This window comes from Flavobacterium sp. HTF (assembly GCF_003105115.1).
In the GTDB taxonomy this organism is placed as follows: Bacteria; Bacteroidota; Bacteroidia; order Flavobacteriales; family Flavobacteriaceae; genus Flavobacterium.
Window position 1 is genome coordinate 60,921 of the sequence record NZ_QETH01000003.1, and the last position, 23,367, is coordinate 84,287.

General features: G+C 36.8%; 12 protein-coding genes. 7 read left to right on the forward strand and 5 right to left on the reverse strand.

All coding sequences use genetic code 11. The features are described from left to right. Positions 1 to 3 precede the first annotated feature (3 nt). The 4 genes from DCO46_RS01645 to DCO46_RS01660 all read right to left on the reverse strand — a co-directional run bounded on the left by DCO46_RS01645 (position 4) and on the right by DCO46_RS01660 (position 10,928). Positions 4 to 2,649, reverse strand: coding sequence for a beta-1,3-glucanase family protein (locus DCO46_RS01645; protein WP_116750859.1), 2,646 nt, complete (start codon positions 2,647 to 2,649; stop codon positions 4 to 6). Positions 2,650 to 2,826: 177 nt separating this feature from the next. Continuing rightward, positions 2,827 to 6,795: a family 16 glycosylhydrolase gene (locus DCO46_RS01650; RefSeq protein ID WP_116750860.1), complete on the reverse strand. Its 3,969-nt coding sequence runs from the start codon at positions 6,793 to 6,795 to the stop codon at positions 2,827 to 2,829. Between the two features lie 216 nt (positions 6,796 to 7,011). Beyond that, complete coding sequence (locus tag DCO46_RS01655; RefSeq protein ID WP_116750861.1) at positions 7,012 to 9,897, reverse strand: triple tyrosine motif-containing protein; 2,886 nt, start codon at positions 9,895 to 9,897, stop codon at positions 7,012 to 7,014. A gap of 395 nt (positions 9,898 to 10,292) precedes the next feature. Next, complete coding sequence (locus DCO46_RS01660) at positions 10,293 to 10,928, reverse strand: HAD family hydrolase (RefSeq protein ID WP_116750862.1); 636 nt, start codon at positions 10,926 to 10,928, stop codon at positions 10,293 to 10,295. A 315-nt stretch (positions 10,929 to 11,243) separates the two neighbouring features. Between DCO46_RS01660 and DCO46_RS01665 the strand changes: the two genes are divergently transcribed. Continuing rightward, the gene (locus tag DCO46_RS01665; protein WP_116750863.1) at positions 11,244 to 12,413 is read left to right on the forward strand and encodes a DUF4861 family protein; all 1,170 of its coding nucleotides are present in this window, start codon (positions 11,244 to 11,246) and stop codon (positions 12,411 to 12,413) included. A gap of 225 nt (positions 12,414 to 12,638) precedes the next feature. Here the strand turns inward: DCO46_RS01665 and DCO46_RS01670 are convergent, their stop codons facing one another. Beyond that, complete coding sequence (locus DCO46_RS01670) at positions 12,639 to 13,724, reverse strand: substrate-binding domain-containing protein (RefSeq protein ID WP_243416233.1); 1,086 nt, start codon at positions 13,722 to 13,724, stop codon at positions 12,639 to 12,641. Between the two features lie 128 nt (positions 13,725 to 13,852). On the opposite strand from DCO46_RS01670, the gene DCO46_RS01675 reads away from it, so the two are divergent. From DCO46_RS01675 to DCO46_RS01700, 6 genes are all read left to right on the forward strand, one after another. After that, positions 13,853 to 14,302 carry a YhcH/YjgK/YiaL family protein gene (locus DCO46_RS01675; RefSeq protein ID WP_116750864.1) on the forward strand — a complete coding sequence of 150 codons (450 nt, stop codon included), beginning with the start codon at positions 13,853 to 13,855 and terminating at the stop codon, positions 14,300 to 14,302. A 3-nt stretch (positions 14,303 to 14,305) separates the two neighbouring features. Then, positions 14,306 to 14,971: a bifunctional 4-hydroxy-2-oxoglutarate aldolase/2-dehydro-3-deoxy-phosphogluconate aldolase gene (locus tag DCO46_RS01680; protein ID WP_116750865.1), complete on the forward strand. Its 666-nt coding sequence runs from the start codon at positions 14,306 to 14,308 to the stop codon at positions 14,969 to 14,971. A gap of 25 nt (positions 14,972 to 14,996) precedes the next feature. Next, complete coding sequence (locus tag DCO46_RS01685; protein WP_116750866.1) at positions 14,997 to 15,809, forward strand: SDR family oxidoreductase; 813 nt, start codon at positions 14,997 to 14,999, stop codon at positions 15,807 to 15,809. 23 nt (positions 15,810 to 15,832) lie between these two features. After that, on the forward strand, positions 15,833 to 17,017 hold the full coding sequence (gene uxuA, locus DCO46_RS01690; RefSeq protein WP_116750867.1) for a mannonate dehydratase: 1,185 nt from the start codon (positions 15,833 to 15,835) through the stop codon (positions 17,015 to 17,017). A gap of 167 nt (positions 17,018 to 17,184) precedes the next feature. Further along, positions 17,185 to 18,858, forward strand: coding sequence for a glycosyl hydrolase family 28-related protein (locus DCO46_RS01695; RefSeq protein ID WP_116750868.1), 1,674 nt, complete (start codon positions 17,185 to 17,187; stop codon positions 18,856 to 18,858). Between the two features lie 271 nt (positions 18,859 to 19,129). Then, positions 19,130 to 23,227, forward strand: a complete 4,098-nt coding sequence (locus DCO46_RS01700) for a two-component regulator propeller domain-containing protein (protein WP_116750869.1) — start codon at positions 19,130 to 19,132, stop codon at positions 23,225 to 23,227. The last annotated feature ends 140 nt before the right edge of the window (positions 23,228 to 23,367 follow it).

Genomic DNA, 23,367 nt, shown 5'->3' on the forward strand with positions numbered 1-23,367 from the left:
GAATTATTTTTTAATGAAACGTTTTACTGTTTTTGAACCGTCTTTTTCGAAAACCACAAAATAGATTCCCGTTCTAAGACGTGAAACATCGATACTGTTATTGTTGATTTTCTGCTCAGAAACAACAGTTCCTGTCTGGTCAACAATGCTTACTTTTTCTCCGCTTACAGAAGTAGTCACAAAAAGAGTATTTTCTGCCGGACTTGGATAAATGCTTAGTTCAGTCGCTGCTGGTTCTTCTTCTACAGTTTTTACCGAAGCTGTTTTTGCCGTACCCACTTTTGTAATTTTAATCCAGTTGATGTTCATTCCGGTATTCTGAATGTAAATTCCGAAATTATAAGTTCCTGTATTTACATTTACCGTTTGAGAAACTGTTTGCCAGTTTTGCCATCCTCCGGTATTTGGTACATCTACATTTCCTAAAAGAATAGTTCCTCCATTTAGGTCAGAAGATAATTTACCTCCCGTAACGGCACTTGCTACACGGTATTCTATTAAATAAGAGCCTGTAGTAGGGAAATTAATGCTGTTATACGCCATCCAGTCACCTGTTTCTGTATACCCCACATTTGAACCTCCTCCGGTATCTGTAGTCGCTTCAACCTGAATTCCGCTCATGGCTGTGTAATCTTCTGCCTGAATTAAAACTGAAGTCTGAGAACTTGTTGCCGGAACCAGTTTCCATTGTCCGCAAGTCTGATTGTTATTATCCCATTGTTGTACAATAGCACCAGAAGCTGTACTTGCTCCTGCCACTTCTACAATTCTTCCGCTGTGACGGGCAACAATTTTATAAAAGCCATCGCCTGTAGAAACCAAAACAAATTGCTGGTTAGTAGTAGCATTGTACGGATATTGTTCTACACGCGCACCGTTAGCCTTATTGAAATTATTTACATCTAAAGACTGGCCACTATGGTTGGCAATGATTTTATACAATCCGTCTCCTAAGTGTGTAAAAGTAAATTTCTGGTTGTTTCCTGAATTAAGAGCACCCTGATTGATTCCTGCGCCATTGCTTACGCTGGAGTTCCAGACATCCATATAAAGGTTACTGTTTCTGTTTTGTAAAAAGAAAATCTGGTTTCCTAAAGTGGTGGTTCCATTTGCAATAATTCTGATTGAAGTTACTTTATCATTCCATGTCGTGTTCAGACACGAATTATCAGAATTGATTACAGTTGAGGCTCCCGTGAAATTATCATCCTGGTATAAAATAGCCTGGAATCCTTGTGTAACTTTAAGTGAAGAAATATCATCATTCAGTACTCCAAGTGTATTTAAACGTGCTAAATTATAATCTCCGATTGTTAATCCGCCTGAAAATCCTGTGTAGTTACAATCTTTATAAACGGTAATCACATCTGTAGTCGCCGGTACTGAAGGAACAGTTCCTGCATATCCTCCAAAAGCAGCAATAACTTTGGTTGGTTGTGGTGAATGAAGTGATGGCGACTGATCTGCAACGTCATCATAAGCAAATCCGTATGCCAGATTATCAATATTGATTCCCGGTAAATGCCAGAATTTAGAATAATGGTTCGTTGGGTTTACCTGATAATATTTTGATGCATCGTACCAGTTTTGCTGACCCGGATTTGGAGTTGTCACATTCACAACATGTCTGTTGATGGCTGCCGTTAATTGCGCCTGAATCACAAGGTCTAAATCTCCGTCAACTAATCTTCTGTCCAGAACACCTTTTCCTTCCAGTGCTTCCTGTGTGCTTGGTCTGTATTGTACGCGTCCTGTACGGCCTGTAAAACCGCCTGACTGTCCAACCATTTCCAATTGTTCTCCAATAACTCTTCCTTTAAAAACTCCGGCATCTCCGGCATAAAAGATTAAATCTTCATTTTTGTATTTATTCCAGATCGCATCTATGTACGATTTTAAGTAGTTTGCGTATGGTCCTGATCCTTCAGCGAAAGCCGGTGTTTTAGACGGAGCTGTAATTTCGCCCGTTGCGTCATTCACGCAGCCTTGAAATTCTGCCGGAACATTTGCTTTAAAAGCCGCAACGATATCAGCATGTTTTTTTAGATCTCCCACTTTCTTTTGGTAACCGTTTGCTCCAAATAATTCAAGTCCCATTGGATATTTATACGAATCCACTCTTGTTGGATTTCCAAAGAAACCGTACTGATTATTGGTCAATTCGATCATTTCATACAAAATGCCCTGATTTGGATCTGTAGAATTTTGCGGATTTGGCGATGCATATCCTGAAGGCGCTCCATTGGCACCAAAAAAGTAAAAATACAATTGTGAGCCTTTGGAAATAAAAACTCTGCAGCCCGCGATTAAAGGCAGTGTAAAGGTTTTGTTCGGAATCTCACTCAGCTTTGTAAAACAAGCAGCGTATTTTGAATTTTGCCCAGGTCCTGTATTTCCTCCGTAAGTAGGTCCCGTAACGGTATTATAAGAGGCGCTCATTGGCAATATCTGGCTCGTTTTGGCATTTACCCAAACGTGGTTTCCGGTTGTATAATCTATACCAACGATGGCGACATAAAGCTCGCTGTCATTAAATGTGGAGTTATTACTGATGGTAAAAGGAACAGGTCCCTGACCATGAATCAGATTTGAAAACACCAGTAACAGTGTTGTCAAAAAAGAAATTTGTGTAAGTCTAATTTGTTTCATATTTAAAGTTTTTTGGGGTTACAAATTAATTTTCAAACCAAAAAAATCATTTTTTTGATGAAATGCCTTTAATTATCCGTCAGGTGTAATTATGTGGTGCTATCCTTAAATTTAATCTCCGGACTATTAAAACCGGTGTATTATTTTTAATTTCAATCACACCCAACGGATTTATACTTATTTCTTAATCAGCTTTTTGCTAACGTTCTTTGTATCTGATTTAAAATTCAGAATATAGATTCCTTTTGGAAGTCGGCTAACATCCAGAATGCTTTCGTTTGCCGAAGTATTGATTTTACTTTTCAATACCGGATTACCCGATAAATCATAAATCGTTACTTCTTTATTGGCCAGTTCGCCTGACACTGAAAGCTGGATATAGTCAGTTGTCGGATTTGGATAAATTGTTACATCCGTCAATTCTTCCTCCTGAGTTACTTCTTTGGCTGCTAATGCTGTTTTAGCTGATGATGCCGATCCGTAAGCTTCGATTTCATATAATGAATAACCGTACGGAGCCAGTGCTTTTGTCGTACATAAAATTCTCAGGTATCTTCCTGATCCGCTAACCGCTAAATCATCTGTCCCTCCATCGCTGGCTGTTTGTGTATTTATCGTTTCGTTTTCTGTGAAAACATTATCCGTAGAAAGCTGTACTTTGTATTGTGTTGCAAAAGCAGCTTCCCATTTCAAAACCACACGGTTCAGGTTATAGTTACTTCCCAAATCCACATAAATCCATTCGGTTGCATTGGCGAACGAACTTGCCCATCTGCTTACCGTTCCGTCACCATCTGTCGCTTTTGAAGCAGAAAGTGTTGGATTTTCTTCGGTAGAAGCTGCGGCTGTTTTTGATAAAGCCAGATTAACATTCGGATTTGCTGTAATATTTCGAACAAGCACATCACTGAAAACTCCTGTTGTCAAAGTCCCGTTATTATGAGATGTTACTGCCATCCCTACATAAATAGTATTGGCCATAGAAATTGTTCTTGCCGTACCCACCTGAGTCCATGTTGTTCCGTTATCTGAAGTATAAGATGTGAATACATTTCCTGATCTTACAGTACGAAGCCATTTCGGAGAAGTTCCTGTTGCTCCCTGTTGGATTGTTGGTACTGAAACAGCATCTCTTGATAAAAACTCTACTCCTGCCGCAGCAGTAACAGTAGTCATTGCGTGTTTTGAAGTTGGTGTAAGGGTCTCACGGAACATTACTCCTGCTTTTGCATAAGTGTTTGTATTCGTAAGTGAATTTACTTTTGCAATAATTTCAGCATCACCCGTTATTGGCTGATAAACATACTGAAACTGATCACTGGATTCCCAAATATCCGTTCCTGATCCTTTTACTGTGAATGTTCCTCCAGAATAAGTGGCTTCTCCTACCGGAGTTACAGCACCTAAATCTGTGCTTACCCACGGAGATGGTAAAGTATTTGTCGGATTTTCTGTAGAAACTAAATTGACACTTCTGATATTATCAAAATAGTAGGTGTTTCCGGAATTTGTTCCCGGTTCTAATAAGAAAACAAAACGATTTACTTCGCTGTCCAATGTTGAGGCGTCCGGTGCGCTTGCGTATGTAAACACAAGCGTATGCCATGCATTGCTTTGTTTTACTACTGCCTGATAAATACTATGTCTTCCTGCAGGATAGTTTGACGGAATCGAAGCACTGCTTTCTGCCTGCCATGAAATCACAGATCCTACCGGAGCAGAAGTATAGACATCCATTGCGAATTTTTTAGTGCCGCTTTTGAAATCGCCAATATTGTTTATCGTCGAATTAAAAGAGAAATTATCATATAATTCTGTTGATTTTCTAACGTATTTACCAACATTTGATGAAGTATTGATTCCGCTTGCGTTCGGGTTTGCAGCATTTGCCGTGTAAGTCCCGTTAGCATCCCTAAACGTAATATTATGAATAGTCTGATAATCTTCATACACTACACCAGGCGTGTAAGTGTCCGGTAATTTGGTAGTTCCAATTCTGATGTTGTCAAAATAATAGGTATCACTTGTATAAGATCCTGAATTAAATAACAATACCATTTGATTGATTGCCAGATTTGAAGTTCCTAAATCCGGGCTTGAATTATAATAGAAAGTCAGCGTTTCCCATTGATTTTGCTTGGTTGTGATCGCTACATAATTACTATTTCTTCCTGTTGGAAAATTAGCCGGAAGCGAAGTCGCACTATTTTCTAAATTCATACTCACCACCGTCCCAATCGGTGCCGAAGTATAAACGTCGATCATAATTTTATTGGTTTGATTTTTCAATAAACCGGCGTCTTCAATCGTGCTTTGTGTGTTAAAGAATAATACATCATATTGTTCTGTCACATTTCTAACGTACTTCGCCACATTCGCGGAAGCGTTAACCGAATTAGAACCCGGATTTGCTACAACAGAGTAAACTCCGGTAGTCGTTCCTTTGATGATTTTATTGATTCCGTCATAATTTTGCAGTACATCTGTTGCAATAATTGGTTTTTCAGGAGCGGCTTTGGTCAGTAAATTATCAAAATAATACGTAGCTCCCGAATTTGAATTTGATTCAAAAAGAACCACTACATTATTGATAGACAAAGCACTTGTATTTGGATCGATAATTTTTTCGAACTCAAATTCTATTGTTTCCCATTTGTTCTGAACGGTTGTAGCTGCTTTAAAACCACTATGCCTTCCTGAAGGATAATTGGTAGCCGTTGTCACTAAACTATTCTCCAGTTGCATTGATATTTTTGTTCCCACCGGAGCAGAAGTATAAATATCAAAAGAAAGTTTTTTTCTTCCGTATACAAAATCATTGGCGTTGGTAATGGTTACGTTTTTAATGTTCAGTACATCATATAATTCAGATGAATTACGAACATATTTTCCAACCGATGCCGAAGTGTTGATTCCGGTTGCTGAAGGATTGGCAACAGCTTCTGTTAAAACTCCCGTTTTTAACGGATACAAAACATTTCTGTTACTTTGAAAATCGTCATGGATTTTTTCAACCGGGAGCGGAACTTCTGTTGTTACAGCCAGTTTATAGGTTGTGGTAGTGCAACCCGAAACTGTTGCCACAGCAGAAACATCTCCGCCTGTACTTCCCCAGTTTACTGTAATAGTATTAGTCCCTTGTCCCGAAGTTATAGTCGCTCCGGACGGAACTGTCCAATTATAACTTGCACCTGCAATTGCATTTAATGTATAGGTTTTGCCTGTTTCGTTGTTGTAAACTTTTGCATCTCCGGTTACGCCATGTGTAAAACTTCCGTCATAAACACGAACATAATCGACCTGCAGTTTTGCCGGAAAGTCACCCGGAACCGGAGCAACCCCTGCGCCATTTACACTTGTGTATGGTGTTCCTGCGCTTCCTACTGCCAGATTCAGAATGATGTAAAACTGATTATCGTTAAAAGGCCATCCGCCATTTACGGTAGTATTTGGTGTTGCGGTATGAAATAAATTTCCGTCAATGAACCATTTAATGATGTTTGGTCCCCATTCTACAGCATATACGTGAAATTCTGTGGATAAATCTGTTGGTGAAGTGTAACTTCTTCCTGTATAGTGGTAACCTCCGCCATCATAGTGAATGGTCCCGTCTATATATTTAGGATTTCTGTGTTTGGCTTCCATGATGTCGATCTCACCTGTGTAAGGCCAGTTTCCGACACCGTTTGCCGGAAGCATCCAGAATGCCGGCCAGGCGCCCTGCCCGTTAGAAAGTTTCATTCGGGCTTCTACTCTTCCATACTTTAAAGAATATTTTCCGTCCGTAGTTAACTTTGCAGAGCTATAAGGCTGATCCGGGAATTGTGCGTTTGGCTGATATTTAGCCTCAATATTTAAGTAACTGTTAGTTCCTTCTTTGACGATTGTTGCCTGATTCGGATCGTAACGCTGTGCTTCTGCATTTCCAAATCCGCAAAGTGAAGGGCAACCGTTTCCGGAAATACTTTGCCATTTTGAAGCATCAATTGTAGTACCGTTAAATTCGTCTGCCCAAACAAGTGTATTACATTGCGAGTGCATTTTTAAGATCGGTGAAAGTGCTATCACGATAAGCATTATACACCTCTTCAAATAACGATAATTGCCTTCCGGTGGTCGGCCGGAAAAAAAGTCTTTTTGTTTCATTTTTTTAGTTTTTTGTTAGTAAAGCTTATTAGTTAAAAAACAGCTGATTTGTAAAAATCAGACTATTATTTTTTGCTAATAATGGACAATATTAAGAAATAAACTACGCAAAAAGCCAATTTAGGGATACGGTTTGACTACGGTACAGGCAAAAAAAATGTAGTAAATAGGCGTCAAAGCCCGTAAATACACCTAAGATTATACTTAATAATAAACTTAGAAATTCAGGATGAATTCGGTAATATTTGCATCAGAAGGCAGCTGCAGTTTTTTTCGGATACGGTATCGGGTATCTTCAACGCCTCTTACAGAAATTCCCAAAAGCGGGGCAATTTCTTTTGTATTGAAATTCATTCGCAGATACGCACATAAACGCATATCGCGCGGAGTCAATTCCGGGAATCTGTTTTTTAATCGTTGCATGAAATTATCATGAAGCTGATTGAAAATTTCCTCAAACTCATTCCAATGCTGATCACCTTGCAGTTCGTGATCAATAATCCGGTTTATTTTGGTCAGCAGACTCAAATCGTTGTCCTTTTTAATCTGAGTAATTAATTCTTTTATAGAAAGCAGAATTTCATTTAAATGAATCAGATTGACCGTATTCGAAGCTACTTTAGCATTTTTAAGATTAATCGTTGCTTCTAGATTTTCTTTTTCCAGCAGCAATTTCTGTTCATTAAATTCTGCACGTGTAAATAAAAGTTGCTTTTCCTGATTGATAATAAGCTGTGCACGTTTGCGCTCAGCGAGATTTTTTTGATATCGGATAATGGTATAAATCAAAATGCCAAAAAGTACAAAATACAATATATAAGCCCAGCTTGTTCTGTACCAGGGCGGTAAAATCTCAAATTTAAAAACGGCTTCTTCACTTACAACATCGTAAATGTTTTTTGCCCTTACGTGAAAAATATATTCGTTTTCAGGAAGGTTGGTGTATTCTTTTTCCGTCTGAAGGCTCAAATCTGACCATTTTGGTTCAAATCCTTCAAGCCAGTATTCATATTTAGTGGCATCCCCTTCATCATAAAATAATGAGGCAAATGAAAAATGCAAAGCATTGTGCGAATAAGGCAAAACCTGACAAGGGTTTTCTGCTGATGAATCTGACGGCAGTACATCATATCTGCTGGAAAATAATAAACTATCTTTTGGAAAGATTGATTTTACCTCAGAAATAACCGCTTTATATTTGGAGTTATACGTTTTCCCTTTTGTGCTGTTGTAATGAATTAACCCGTCTTGGGTTCCAAAAAGCACATCTCCGTCAGCCGTTGTCTGAATGTTTTCAAAACCCGGAACATATAAATACATTAATTTTCTAAAAGGCAATTCTACTTTATCAAAACCTTTTCCTTTTCGGCTTAGTTTACCCGTATTTTCTCCGGATACATACCAAATATTGTTCTGATTATCAGCTTTCAGCAAACGAATATGATTGTTTATCCCGAGCGCTTTTTTGAAAACAGCATTCGGAGCCATTTTCTTTGAAATTTTATCCTGTTCATAAACACCTTTTGTTGTCCCAAAAAGTATCTGATTGTTTATTTTGAAAGTATTTAAAAACAAACTGGAAGGAAAACCATCTTTCTGATTGAAAAACTGAACATTAGAAACGGCATCAAATGTTTTGTTGAACTTTATTTTATAAATTCCTTTGTAACCGTGTGCAATCCAAATGTCGTCATTATTGGTTACAATAATTCTGCTGCTTTCCTCAAAGCCTTTTATTTTGTTCTGATAAACCCACGAACCATTGATTTTCTTTAGTAAATACAATCCTGTATAACCTCCAACGAGTAATAAATCGGGATGATTCGGAATAATAACGCCTTGCCAGGCACCATCAGTTTTTGCAATTAATTTAGCCGAAGTGCCATTTATTTCAAAAATTCCGTTTTTTTCAAAAGCTAAAATCGAATTTCCAAAAACACCAATATTCCAGACATTTTCAGACATTCCGTTGATATATTTGAAATGTGCATTTTCTCTTTTTCCATTTTTATACGCTTCCCAATCCATCCAGAATAAACCATTATCGGTTGCGATATACAATTTGTTCTGGTAAATCTGACTGCAGTATATTTTGGTTTCAGAATTTGAAGTATCCAAAATTCTCGACAAAGGCGAAGAAATCTGAATTAACGAAATACCTTCTTTCATGGTTACCCATAAATTGCCTTCTTTATCTGTTTTCAGGTTCGTGACATAGTCGTTTTGCAATCCCATTTGTTTGTCAATATGCTGAATTAGTTTCCCGGCACTATCCAGAACTACCAATCCGCTCTGACGCGTTCCAATTCCAAAATAGCCATCAGAAAGTAAAATCCCTGTTGAGATCTGATTTTGCTTCAGTATATAATCGGCTTCGGTAATCAATGGTTTTAACTGATTATCCTTATAAATGAAAAGTCCGTTTTTTTGAGTAAGTAACAGCAGACCTTTTTTGGTTGCTAAAATTTTTCTGATTTTCAATCCAATAAATTCTTCGCTATTGGGTAATGGAACTAAAACATTGCCTTTCAGTTTCAGCAAACCTTTAACATTATCACAAACATAAACACCATCAGCAACTTCAAAGAAATCATCAAATTTACCGTGAGATTGTATTATCTTGATTTTGTTATTTTTATAAATAAATATTCCGCCATAAGAGAGATAAATCACCTCATCACCCCGAATAACAGTATGGAAAACATCTCCAAAATTCCTGGCAGATTCCGGAAGTAACTTGACTAAAGAAGTATATTTATACTGCCCGTTTGGCAACTGCACAACATAACCAAAATCACCCTGTGCGCCAACATACATTTTGTCTTTTTTATCGATCGCGAGAGAACGAACCATGCTTTTGTTATCGGGCTGTGTAACGATATGCCATCGAACGCCGTCAAACTGCATGATTCCGAAATGATTGGCAAAAAACATCATGCCTTTTGAATCCTGCAGAACATCCCAATTTTCTGAAGCAGCTTTGTAATTTTTAGGGCTGTAATTGGTGATGAAAGGAACTCCAATTTTTTTAATCTGAGCATTAAAAAGTTGAGGCAAATAAAATATCGATAAAACTAAAAGTCTGCTTATATATTTCGTCATGTCATTTCGGTCTGTAGGTTATTTCATCGTGAATTTTTAAAAATCACAATCTTAAAAATGCTTCTTTGGGAAAAGCTATTCTTAAGTAAAAGACCTTTTTTAGTCACGTGTCATTAACAATTCAGCATTAATACACGAGTAAAAAAAAGAATGTCCTATTTCAAATATATAAAAATTTATTTTAATGCAACAAATTACATTAAACAATAAATATTTTGCAATGAGATTTTTGTAAAGGGTAAAAGGTTAAGTGTTAGAGGTTATGCGTTAGAACCTGAAACTTGAAACCTGAAACTTGAAACCTGAAACTTGAAACCTGAAACTTGAAACCTGAAACTTGAAACCTGAAACCTGAAACCTGAAACTTGAAACCTGAAACCTGAAAACCTGAAACTCTAAAAAAGCAAACCACTCAACTCCTTATAAGTATTAAAAAGTATTGCTCCTTCTTTTTCTAAATCTTCAGCATTATAATCATTGGCAAAACCATACACCTTAAAACCTCCTTTTGTTCCTGCCATTACTCCGGCGCGGCTATCTTCTACCACAATACAATCTTTTACTTCAAAATCCATTTCTTTGGCGGCATGCAGAAAAAGTTCCGGATCGGGTTTCCAGCTGTTAATTTCATAAGAGCTAAATATTCTGCCTTCAAATTTATCGAGTAAACCCACCGCTTCAAGATTTAAACGGATTTTATCAACCGGTCCGCTGGAAACCACACAATACGGGATTTCTAATTTTTCTATAAATTCAAAAACGCCTTCAATTGGGGTTACTTTTGTTTTAAAAGCTTCAAAACTTCTGCTGCGATATTCATTTTCAAAATCCTCCGGAAGTTTTTTGGCAATTGTTTCTTCTATATGTCTAAAACAGTCTTTTAAATTCCTGCCGTTAAAATTGCGATAAGCAGCTTCTATATTCATTTCAAAACCATGCTCAGCAGCCATTTCAAGCAATATGCCGTTTCCAATTTTCTCTGTATCTACTAAAACTCCGTCACAATCGAAAATAATACATTTCGTATTCATACTTATTCTTTTACTTTTTTATAAAATGAGAATTAAATCCCGGGGAATGTAAATTACGAAAAATATTCTGTTTAGCTCAAATTTCTTATCCTGCAAGGTTTTGAAAAACTTATAGATTTAAAAGAAGTTAAAATAAAATACCTACAAGGTTTTGAAAACCTTGCAGGTAGTGAACAGAAGTTTTATTTTATCATAACAATTTCACTACTAACAAGTTGTACATATTTACACCTATTATGTACTCTTAATTAGCTTTTGATTTGTACTTTTATGTGAAGTCAAAGCATAATTAATGAAAATTAAAACATCCGAATTTTGAAAAAACATCTTTTATTAACCGTAATTCTGGCTGGTAATTTTGCCATATACTCTCAGAACAAAATTGTTACCATTACCAATTCACTCTCTGTAGAGCGGGAATTTGAAACAATTGAACTTACTAAAAAAATACTCGGTTTGCCCTCTTCTGCAAAATTGGAAAATTATGCTGTTAAGGAAACGGCTTCGGGTTTCGTTTTAGAAAGCCAGGCTGTTGATAATGACGGGGACGGTGTAATGGATGTTTTATTATTTCAGCCCAAAATAAATGCAGCCTCTCAAAAAGAATTTTCAATTATTCCTTCTGATGCTTCATCGGAGTCAAAAAATATAAATTGCTATTCCAGATTTGTTCCGGAGCGCACCGACGATTATGCCTGGGAAAATAATAAGGTAGCGTTTAGGACTTACGGTCCTGTTGCCCAAAAAATGGTAGAAGATAATATTCCGGGCGGAACTCTGACAAGCGGAATTGATGCCTGGCTCAAAAGAGTTGATTATCCGATTATCAATAAATGGTATGAAAAAGCCACTAACGGAACCGGAACGTATCATAAGGATACTGGCGAAGGTCTGGATAATTTTCACGTAGGTGACAGCCGCGGAATTGGCGGAATTGCAGTAAACGTTGACGGAAAATACTATTTTTCAAAAAACTTTATCAGCTGGAAAACCATTACCACAGGGCCTATCAGAACAAGTTTTATCCTGACGTATGCAGATTGGGATGCCAAAGGCAATAAAATTACAGAATCTAAACTCATCAGTCTTGATTACGGAAGTTACCTTTCGCGCTTTGAAATTGCAATTACGGGTACTAAAAATATTGCAGCCGGAATAACGCTTCATGACAAAAAAGGGACGATTGGAACAAATCTTAAAGAAGGCTGGTTAAGCCATTGGGAACCTATTGATGATTCTGAAATCGGAACCGGTTTGGTTGCCCCGAAAGGAACTCTAACTAGTTTTGATAATCATGTTACGGATGAAAAAGATTTAAGTAACCTCTATGGAAATTTAAAAGTAAAACATAATAAAGCGATTTATTATGTTGGTTTTGGATGGAAAAAAGGAAGTCCGTTCCAAACCCAAAAAGAATGGGAAGTTTATTTAAGTTCTTTTGCCCAAAAAATAAATAATCCGTTGATTGTTAAGGTAAAGAAATAATTCTGAGGAATCACATATTTTCATATTCACAGTTCGTATTTTGTTAGTGAGATTACTTCTTTCCTTGCCATATTTCAGCATAGCCCAAGGTTTCAACCTTGGAAGACGTTGTGGCAATATATCGTTAATTTCATATGTACCAAAGGTTGAAACCTTGGGCTATGGTAAATATTGAAGATTATTTTTACGAAATCTCTAGTGAGATGCTTCTTTGCTTACAATAACTTATTTTCCTGCCGGAAAATAATTTTCCTTCAAAATAATTTCCAAAGGAATATAATGCGTGCTTTCTACCGTTTCCTGTAACACCAGTTTTTTATATAAATAATTGATTCCCATATACCCCTGCTCTTCGGGTCTTTGGTTGATTAAGAAATCGATGATTCCTTTATTGAGGTATTCTATATTTTCTTTTAACAAATCGTAGCCAATAATTCTAACGCCTTTTATATTGTTTTTTTCTAAAAATCCCGCCACGATATAGGCTCTGGAATTAGGAACAAAAATGCTGTTTATTCCCGAAAACGTATCCATATGTAGCTGATCAATTCCCGAATCTTTTATGGTTACTTCAGAAAACTTAAAGTTGGTCAGCTCATCGTGATCTTTAAAAAAAGAATAAAATCCGTCGATTCGTTGCAGATAGACAGAAGTACTTTCTATTTCCCTTGCTATTTTAAAAATCAAAACCTGTCTTTCATTTTTAACCGCAAAACTAATCAGCCTTCCGGCCAGATAACCACTCTGAAAAGCATCCTGTCCAACATAAGCATGTTCCTGACTGATTTTGATATTGGAGTCTATCATCACTACCGGAATATTTTTTTTTTCATATTCATTTAAGAACCGGACCGATTCTTCATAAAATATTGGGGCAAATAGCAAACCGTCGCATTCATAATCCAAAACTTTTTCGACTGATTCTTTAAAAGACGTTGTATTAAAATCGTAGAAAAAATAATCCAGTACAACTCCAAATTTTCCAAACTCCAAAGCAGCTCTTTCAATTCCGGTGATCTGGCTTTTCCAGTATTCCAGATTTTCATACTTAGGCAAAAAGACAGCAAAACGAAACTTTTTGTTTAGCGCCAGATTGCTTGCCAGAATATTTCGTTTGTAACCGTATTTTTCAATGATGGCATTTACTTTATCTACATTTTCCTGCGCAACCTGTCCCCGATTATGAATTATCCGGTCAACAGTTCCAGGTGAAACATTGGCTAATTCTGCTATTTTTTTTATCGTTATGATATACTTTGTCTTTAAGTTAAAATGATTCCGTAAACGTGTAAAATTAATTTTTTTTGTCAAAGATAAATTGTTTTAGTTAACTTTTTCTATACATTTGTAAAAATCCGTGTGCGTACACGAAAAAAAACACAAAAGCTGTTTTGAGGAGATAAAAACACTTAAACACAACATAATCAACACACTGTAAAATGATAATTGATTCATTACAAAATGCCGCAAAATATTATGCTTTGCATCCTAATTTCAAAAAAGCTTTTGATTATGTCAGTCAAAATGACATCTCAAAATTGGAAGAAGGTGCTTTTGAAATCACAGAAGGTTTAAAAATAATTGTGATTGCCGGCCAGGGAACAACCAGAGAAGAAAGTATAAAAGGTTTTGAATGCCACGATAAAAACATTGACATTCAGATTTCGATACAAGGGCCCGAAACTTTTGCGTGGAAACCAAGAGAGAAATGCGTAAGTCCGAACGGAGATTATAATGATGAGAGAGATGTACGTTTCTTTCATGATGCACCGGATATGTTTTTTCAATTACAGGAAAACCAGTTTGCAATCTTATTTCCCGATGATGTACACGCTGCGATGATTGGAGATGGTCTATTAAAAAAAGTCGTTTTTAAAGTAAAAATATAAGTTATGAGTACCATTCAGAATTCAATAGATGTTATTGTAAAACAAGGAATTCTTCCTTTGTATTTCAATGCCAGTGAAGAGAAAAGTATAGCAATACTAAAAGTGTTGTATAAAGCCGGAATCAAAGCGGTTGAGTATACAAGCCGTGGGCCTGAAGCCCTGTCTAATTTCAGGAAAATGGTTGAAGTACGAAATGCCGAATTGCCGGGAATGCTTTTGGGAATTGGTACCATCAAAAATATTGAACAGGCACAGGAATTTTACAATATTGGCGCCGATTTTTTTATAAGCCCGGGTTTTGTTGCCGAAGTTTCAGATTTCTTACGAAGCAAAGAGGTTTTGTATGCTCCGGGATGTATGACGCCTACCGAAATTATTACAGCAGAAAATGCGGGAGTTAAATTTATCAAGCTGTTTCCGGGAAATATATTAGGCCCGGATTTCCTGAGCGGTATAAAAGATATTTTTCCAAACCTGATTTTTATGCCTACCGGTGGTGTAGATACTACTTTGCAAAGTATTGAAAGCTGGTATTCAGCAGGAGTTTCGGCAGTTGGAATGGGAAGCAAACTCATCAGCAAAAAACTAATGGATTACGATGCTTACGATACCATAGAAAAAGAAACTTTACGGGTTTTGGATTTAATTGAAACCGTAAGAAATAAGTAAAAAAAATAAAAATCATATTATAAAAATGGATTCAATATTTAATCTTAAAGGAAAAATTGCCCTTATTACAGGTGGTGCCGGAGTATTGGGAAGCAACTTTGCAAACGTTTTGGCCAAACAGGGCGTAATTACCGGAATCGTTTCCCAGTCAATCGAAAAAGCAAATAATACGGTTGCAGCCATACAAAAAAATGGAGGACAGGCATTTGCGATACAAGCCAATGTATTAAACAAAGAAGAATTAGAAAAGGCAAAAGATTTTATTGTTGAAAAATACGGCCGGCTGGATATTTTGATTAACGCAGCCGGAGGAAATATGCCGGGCGCAACAATCAGACCTGATCAGGCGATTTATGACTTACAAACAGAAGATTTACAGAAGGTTGTCGATTTGAATATCATCGGAACGATGCTTCCTTCGCAGGTTTTTTCAGAACTTTTTGCAAAACAAAAACAGGGCATTATTATTAATATTTCATCAGCGTCAGCGCAAAGACCGTTAACGAGAGTCGTAGGCTATTCCGCTTCAAAGGCAGCGATAGATAATTTCACACAATGGATGTCTGTTGAGCTGGCCTCAAAATATGGTGAAGGAATTCGTGTAAATGCTATTTCTCCAGGCTTTTTTATCGGAGAACAAAACCGTGCTTTATTACTGGAACCGGATGGAAAATTAACACCAAGAGGCGAAAAAATCATAGAGCATACCCCAATGGGAAGATTCGGAACACCGGAAGATATTGACGGAGCGCTTTTATTCTTATGTAGTGATATGTCAAAATTCGTAACCGGAACAATCCTGAAAGTTGACGGCGGATTTGCTGCCACAAGTATTTAAAAATAACCCCCAAATATAATATAATGGAACAAACGTTAAGATGGTTCGGCCCAAACGACCCGGTTTCTTTACAAGATATTTTACAAACCGGCGCCACCGGAATTGTAACTGCATTACACCATATTCCAAATGGACAAGTATGGGAAATTGATGAAATAATAAAAAGAAAAGTTGAAATCGAACATAAGGATGGTGATCCTAAAAACGGAGCTTCAGGCCTGATATGGTCCGTTGTAGAAAGTATTCCGGTTCACGAAGATATTAAAAAACAAACGGGGCATTATCTTCAATACATTGAAAACTATAAAGAAAGCATTAGAAATCTGGCTTTGTGCGGCATAAAATGCATCTGCTATAATTTCATGCCGGTTTTGGACTGGTCAAGAACCGATTTATCATATGAAGTGGCAGACGGATCGAAGGCTTTGCGGTTTGACATCAATGCTTTTGCTGCTTTTGAATTGTTTATTCTGAAAAGACCGGGCGCAGAAAAAGAATATTCTTTGGAGCGAATTCAAAAAGCCAGAAACCATTTTGACGCAATGTCTGATGATCATAAAGTAAAACTACAGCAAAACATTCTTGCCGGACTTCCGGGTGCAGAAGAAGCCTATACTGTCGAAGATTTTCTGATTACGCTAAGCGGTTACAACCATATTGACAGACAAAAATTAAAAGATAATCTTTTCTACTTTTTAAGAGAAATTATTCCTGTAGCAGAAAAAGCAGGCGTTCTGATGGCCATACATCCTGACGATCCTCCCTACCCGATTTTAGGATTACCAAGAGTCGTAAGTACCGAAGAGGATTTGATTGAACTTATGGGGGCGATTGATTCCAAATCAAACGGATTTACAATGTGTACCGGTTCTTATGGTGTGAGGGCTGATAATGATTTACCGGGAATCGTAAGACGTCATGGTGATAAGATGAATTTTATTCACTTAAGAAGTACGGAGCGCGATAAAGAAGGCAGTTTCTACGAAGCCAATCACTTAGAAGGAGATGTTGATATGTACGAAGTCGTAAAAGCGATTGTAGAAGTAGAAAAAAGAAACGGCAGTAATTTGCCAATGCGTCCTGACCACGGGCATCAGATGCTGGATGATTTAAAGAAAAAAACAAATCCGGGATATTCAGGAATTGGCCGATTAAGAGGTTTAGCCGAATTACGCGGACTTGAAATGGGGATTAAAAGATCTATGTAACATTATAAATTTTATAAGTAATGTTAAAAAAATCTCGCAAAGCCGCAAAGTCGCAGAGAACGCAAAAACTTTGCGCTTTTGCGACTTTGCGAGATTAAAATAAACTAGTTTGAGAATTGACCACTCTCAACTTATCACAAAAAAAATGCTTCAAACAACTAACTATCATGACTTTCAAAAACCAACACATCGGAAAATACCGGAATATCTACGGTATTTTTACTCTTTTTTTATTTATTCCTTTACCTTCAATTAGTCAGGAATTACCAAAAATCCTGAACCAACAAAAATCATCAGCTAATTACCTTCCTGATTTTAGCTATGCCGGATATCATTTTAGCGAAAAAAAACTTCCTGATTTTCAGGGTAAAATTGTAAATGCAACCGATTATGGCGTAAAGGCAAATGACGATTTAGACGATTCTAAAGCACTTTTAAAAGCGATAAAAGCAGCCAATTCCGTAGAAGGAAATGTTATCCTGCAATTACCTGCCGGAAGGATTATCCTAAGTGATATATTGTATATCGAAAGAAGCAATTTTGTGCTTCGCGGTGCCGGTTCAGGAGAAAACGGAACAGAAATTTACTGTCCCAGGCCAATGATGTATCTCAAAGATCCTGAGGCTTTGGCAGAATTAAGAGAATATCTTACCACTTTTGATAAAAGACAAAGAGAAAAGGAAAATAATATCGATTTGCCTTTTTCACAATATGCCTGGTCGGGAGGCTTTATCTGGACACAAATTCCGAATGAACGGGTCAAATCCTATCTGGACAAATACGAGCCGACTCCAACTGTCTTAGCCAAAGTCAGCCATGGAACTATGGGCGAACACACTATAACGGTTTCTGATGTAAACGGACTGAAAGCGGGAGATGTAGTAGAGTTGGAATTGTTTAATAAAGACGGTGAAAATGGCGAAATCATCAAAGATTTGTACAAAGGCGCCAATGTGAAACCGGGATCTCACCACTGGCAATTTCCAAAATTACCAATTGTAAGACAACAGGTAGAAATCACTAAAATTTCAGGTTCTAAAGTAACATTAAAAACACCGCTTACTATTTCAATAAAACCAGCTTATCAGGCACAATTAGCAGAATGGAAACATCTGAACGAAGTCGGAATTGAGAATCTTCGTTTTACATTTCCTGACATTCCGAGAGTGGCACATCATGTTGAACCGGGAAATAATGGTATTTTCCTGACACGTGTTTTTAACAGCTGGGTAAAAAATGTCGTCATAACCAATGCTGACAGCGGAATTCTGGCGGAAGAAATAGCCAACGTTACTATTCAGGATATCGTTACCGACGGAAACCATATGGCGCATTATACCGTAACTTTAGGCGGAGTTCATAATGTTTTGGTTCAGAATCTAAAGGTTTACAACAAAGCTGTTCATCCCTTGAGTTTCAATACATTTGCGACCAAAAATGTATATAAGGATTGTGAAGTTTTTGCAGATCCTGTTCTAGATCAGCATTCGGGTGCTAATCATCAAAATTTGTTTGATCATATTACGGTGCATTTTAGTCCGGATCAAAAGAACAGTTATGCTTTATTTGGCGGCGGCGGTGCTGATTACTGGAAACCTTCACACGGGCCATACAGTACTTTTTGGAATCTGAATGTTCAGGTTTCAAATCCGGAAGAAATAACAAAACCTGTATTGCTTTACGGAATGAAAGACGGCCCATTCGCCAGAATTATTGGTGTGAACGGAAATGCTAAATTCGAAGTAAAATACGAACCGGATCCTTATATCGAGTTTCTGAATCAGTCAATGGAGAAAGTTCCTTCGTTGTATGATTATCAGCTGCAAAAAAGATTAAAGTAAGTTTTTGCGTAAAGTTATAATCTCGCAAAGTCGCAGAGTCGCAAAGTTTTTTATACTAAACTTTGTTTTTAAAGTCTAGTTTATCATCCTGACGAAGGAAGGATCTTCGCGAGTAGCTCCGCAATCTAATCGACAATCATTGTAGAGTTACTAACGAAGATCCTTCCTTCGTCAGGACGACAAAAATGAGGATAAATGTATAAGAACGAGAAGAATACTTAACTTAAAAACCTTAGCGCCTTAGCGCCTTTGCACCTAAAAAATAAATGCTATGAAAAGAATAATAGCTCTTCTAGTCCTCACCCTTATTAGTGGAAATATATTTTCCCAGAATAAATACCGCCTTAAAAATATCTCTACCACCGACGGGCTTTCTCAGAGTTCTGTTATTGCCATACATCAGGATAAATTTGGGCAGATGTGGTTTGGAACCCGCGACGGTCTGAATAAATATGATGGAAGCAAATTTACCATTTTCCGAAATGATGCCTTTGACAAAACGACTATCAGCAACAATGATATTCTGGCAATCGAAGAAGATAATTCGGGAAAATTATGGGTCGGAACGTACAATGGACTTAATTGTTATGATCCTGTTTCTAATGTATTCAAAAGATATTTGCATAACAATACGAATCATACCATTAGCAGCAACGCCGTTTGGTGCATAAAGGAAATTGGTAACGAACTGTGGTTTGGTACTTCAAAAGGACTGAGTATCCTGAATAAAAAAACAAATCTTTTTTCCTCTGTTTTTCATTCCGATACAGATATTTCTACTTTACCCAGCAATAATATTTTAAACATTATAAAAAATAAAAAAGGAGAAATCTGGATTGGAACCACAAAAGGTTTATGCAAACTTGTAAGCCGAAAAAACGGCAAACTGACTTTCAGAAATTATCCTTTAAATCCTGCTGTTCTCCTTAATGTGCAGGCAATTGCAGAAGATTCGAAGGGAAATTTATGGATTGGTACAAAAAACAAAGGACTATTGAAACTTGACGGATCTACAAACAAGTTTGTCCCTTTTTTACCAGCTGACAAATACGCAGAAATAAATCCGGACATTCGTTCTTTGGTTTTTGACAAAGAAGGTTCTTTATGGATTGGTGCTTACGACGGAATTTACATATACGGCAAAAATAAAAGCCTCGAAAAAATCAATAACAGCAATAACAATAACGGAATTGATAAGGTAAAATCAGTGTTTGTTGATAAAAAAGGTTCTGTCTGGATTGGCTGTTATTACAAAGGTGTCAATATCTGGGATGTTTCTAATGTCAATTTCTCGAATTACAATCAGAATTCAAAAAAGATTCCGATGAGTTTTGATGTAGTGAGTTCGATCATTGCAGACAAAAACAAAAATATTTATTTTGGTACAGAAGGCGGCGGAATAACCATTTATAATCCAACTACTTCTGCTACGACTTATATCAATAGCAAAACCGGGCAAACAAATAAAAACGACATCAAGTCAATGTGTCTGTCTGAGGACAATGTGTTGTGGATTGGAACTTTCTCTAAAGGAATTTCGGCTTATAATACGATTTCAAAAAGAATTGAAGACAACCGGATTTCTCCTGAACTAAGTGAAATTTTAAAAGAAACCGGCGTTTATTCGATTAAAACAGCACCAAACGGAATTGTCTGGATTGGAACTTTTGGTAAAGGTCTGGTCCGCTACAATTCAATTAATAAAACTTTTGAAATAATCGGAAACGATAACACAAAACCTTATTTCCTGACCAATAATATAATACGAACTATTTTGGCTGACAAAAAAAATAATCTTTGGGTTGGCAGTCAAAACGGGCTTAATCGTATTTCACTGAATAATTCCAAACCAAACCATTATTCGATTCAGCATTACTTTTACGACAGTTCTTCTTTATCCGGAGATGATATTCTGACTTTGTTTGAGGATAGCGGTAATAAAATCTGGGTCGGGACAAAAGCAAAAGGCCTTTATTATTTTGATGGGAAAAAATTCAATAAAATCAATTTAAGAATCGGCAATACGGTTATAACTTCTATACATTCGATTTTAGAAGATGACGACAAAAATCTTTGGATCAGCAGTAATCAGGGAATTATAAAATATAGTACTACTCAAAAAACAGTTGTTCTGTACGATCAGAAAGACGGTTTGGCAAGTAACGAATTCAACGATAATTCTTCATTAAAACTGGATTCAGATAAATTTTATTTCGGAAGCCCTTCCGGTGCCACTTATTTTGATGCCAAAAAAATATCGATCAATAATTATGCGCCTCAGGTTTTAATTACCAACCTGAAAATTAAAAATGAAACAATTAACCCAAATGATACAGCCGAAATTTTAGAGAAAAGCATTGGTTATACCCAAAACATCACCCTGGATTATGACAAAGCCAATTTCTCAATCAGTTTTGCAATTCCGAATTACATCCGGTCCAAAAATAACCAGTACAGTTACCGCCTGATTGGTCTGGAAAATAACTGGACCACAACCAAAAACAGCGAAGCAATTTTTGCCATCCAGAATCCCGGAACTTATATTTTTGAAGTAAAGGGTGCCAATAACGACAGCGTATGGAACAGTGCTCCTACTACACTCACGGTCACTGTAAATCCCGCACCGTGGCGAAGCATCTGGGCTTTTTTATTGTACGGAATCCTAATCGGCCTGGCATTATATGGTTTGATGTGGATTATAAAATCGAAAGCCCGATTAAAACAAAAATTAGAACTGGAATACCTCGAAACCAAACGCATCGAAGAAAACAACCGGGCAAAACTGGATTTCTTTACAAATATTTCACACGAGTTCAGAACGCCCCTGACATTGATTCTCGGGCCGTTACAGCAAATATTGGCCGATTATAACGGCACCAACGAAATGTACAAAAAGCTGCTGGTAATAGAAGGAAGTGCCAATCATCTTTTAAGCCTGATCAACAGACTGATGGATTTCAGGAAACTCGAAAATCATCAGGTCACACTGGAATCTGCCAACGGAAATATTGTGAAATTTGCCCGTGAAATTTTTCTTTCTTTTATTGAATATGCCAAAGACGGTGGTTATAACTATACTTTCGAATCTTCAGAAGAAGAAATCCTGGTTTATTTTGACCGTTACAAACTGGAGCGCGTTTTCTATAATTTGATTTCGAATGCTTTTCGGTACACTCCAAAAGGCGGAAACATACATATCAAAATCAGTCATGATGATGCCAGCTTATTTATCGCTGTAGAAGATTCAGGCGTTGGAATTGCAGAACAGCATATTGACAAAATTTTTGATTTGTTTTTTGAAATTCCGATGCACAACAATGTTCAGAAAAACTATAATAAAGGAACAGGAATTGGCTTGTCAATTGTAAAAAACATTGTAAAACTTCATAAAGGAAACATCGATGTTGTCAATAAAAAATCATCCGAAGGGGTAATCTTTACGGTGACACTTCCGCTGGGCAGCGCACATCTTCAGGAAAGTGAAATCATTAAAGATTTTAAAATCAGTGATGATATCGAACAGTATACATCTCAGCTTGAAACCGCTGAAATAACGGAACATGAAGACATTGACGATTTTATCGTGAATGGAGAAAAACAAACTATTCTGCTTGTTGAAGATCATAAGGTCTTGCGAAACTTTATGAAAAACCTGCTTAAAAAAGAATATAATATTATTGTAGCAGACAACGGAAAAACTGCTTTGGAAAAAGCACTTCAATATGCTCCGAATCTGATTATCAGCGATGTTATTATGCCCGAAATGGTGGGCACAGAGCTTTGTTCTAAAATAAAGGAAAACCTGAAAACCAGCCATATTCCGGTAATATTGCTGACTTCGAGATCTTCTTTGGTGTATAAATTTGAAGGACTGGAAAGCGGTGCTGACGATTATATCAGTAAACCTTTTAATTTAACCGAATTTAAACTGCGAGTAAAAAACCTGCTGAATTCAACAGAAAGGCTGAAAGCTAAATTTTCCAGTGAAGACCATTTTGTGCCTTCTGAAATAACGGTTTCTTCGCTTGACGAGGAATTATTAAAAAAGGCATTCAAAATTGTGGAAGATAATATTTCGAACGAGCAATTTGATATTCCGTTTTTCTGCTCAGAACTGGGAGTAAGCCGTACGATGTTATTTTTAAAAATAAAAGCATGGACGAATTTTACGCCAAATGAATTTATTCATGAAGTACGATTAAAACGTGCCGCCCAATTATTAGAATTAAACAAATTAAACGTTTCTGAAGTCAGTTATAAAGTCGGTTTTAACAATCCGAAATACTTTAGCAAATGCTTCCAGAAAAGATATGGAGAAACTCCGTCACAATTTGCTGACAAATTTTCCAAACCAATGTCTGTATTTTAAAAAATCCAGTGTTTTCAAGGCTTTAAAAAAGGGTATCTGTATTTTTAGATACCCTTTTTTGTATTTCTATATCGTTTTCGGCTTATACATTTGTCATATGAAATTCAAAAAAACAAAATTCATATTACTACAAATTCTAT

What these genes read in the sequence shown, in the direction of transcription:
- DCO46_RS01680 (WP_116750865.1), top strand. Translation starts at nt 14,306, where the DNA reads ATGAGTACCATTCAGAATTCAATAGATGTTATTGTAAAACAAGGAATT.
- uxuA (WP_116750867.1), top strand. Translation starts at nt 15,833, where the DNA reads ATGGAACAAACGTTAAGATGGTTCGGCCCAAACGACCCGGTTTCTTTA.
- DCO46_RS01675 (WP_116750864.1), top strand. Translation starts at nt 13,853, where the DNA reads ATGATAATTGATTCATTACAAAATGCCGCAAAATATTATGCTTTGCAT.
- DCO46_RS01660 (WP_116750862.1), bottom strand. Translation starts at nt 10,928, where the DNA reads ATGAATACGAAATGTATTATTTTCGATTGTGACGGAGTTTTAGTAGAT.
- DCO46_RS01645 (WP_116750859.1), bottom strand. Translation starts at nt 2,649, where the DNA reads ATGAAACAAATTAGACTTACACAAATTTCTTTTTTGACAACACTGTTA.
- DCO46_RS01700 (WP_116750869.1), top strand. Translation starts at nt 19,130, where the DNA reads ATGAAAAGAATAATAGCTCTTCTAGTCCTCACCCTTATTAGTGGAAAT.
- DCO46_RS01695 (WP_116750868.1), top strand. Translation starts at nt 17,185, where the DNA reads ATGACTTTCAAAAACCAACACATCGGAAAATACCGGAATATCTACGGT.
- DCO46_RS01655 (WP_116750861.1), bottom strand. Translation starts at nt 9,897, where the DNA reads ATGACGAAATATATAAGCAGACTTTTAGTTTTATCGATATTTTATTTG.
- DCO46_RS01685 (WP_116750866.1), top strand. Translation starts at nt 14,997, where the DNA reads ATGGATTCAATATTTAATCTTAAAGGAAAAATTGCCCTTATTACAGGT.
- DCO46_RS01650 (WP_116750860.1), bottom strand. Translation starts at nt 6,795, where the DNA reads ATGAAACAAAAAGACTTTTTTTCCGGCCGACCACCGGAAGGCAATTAT.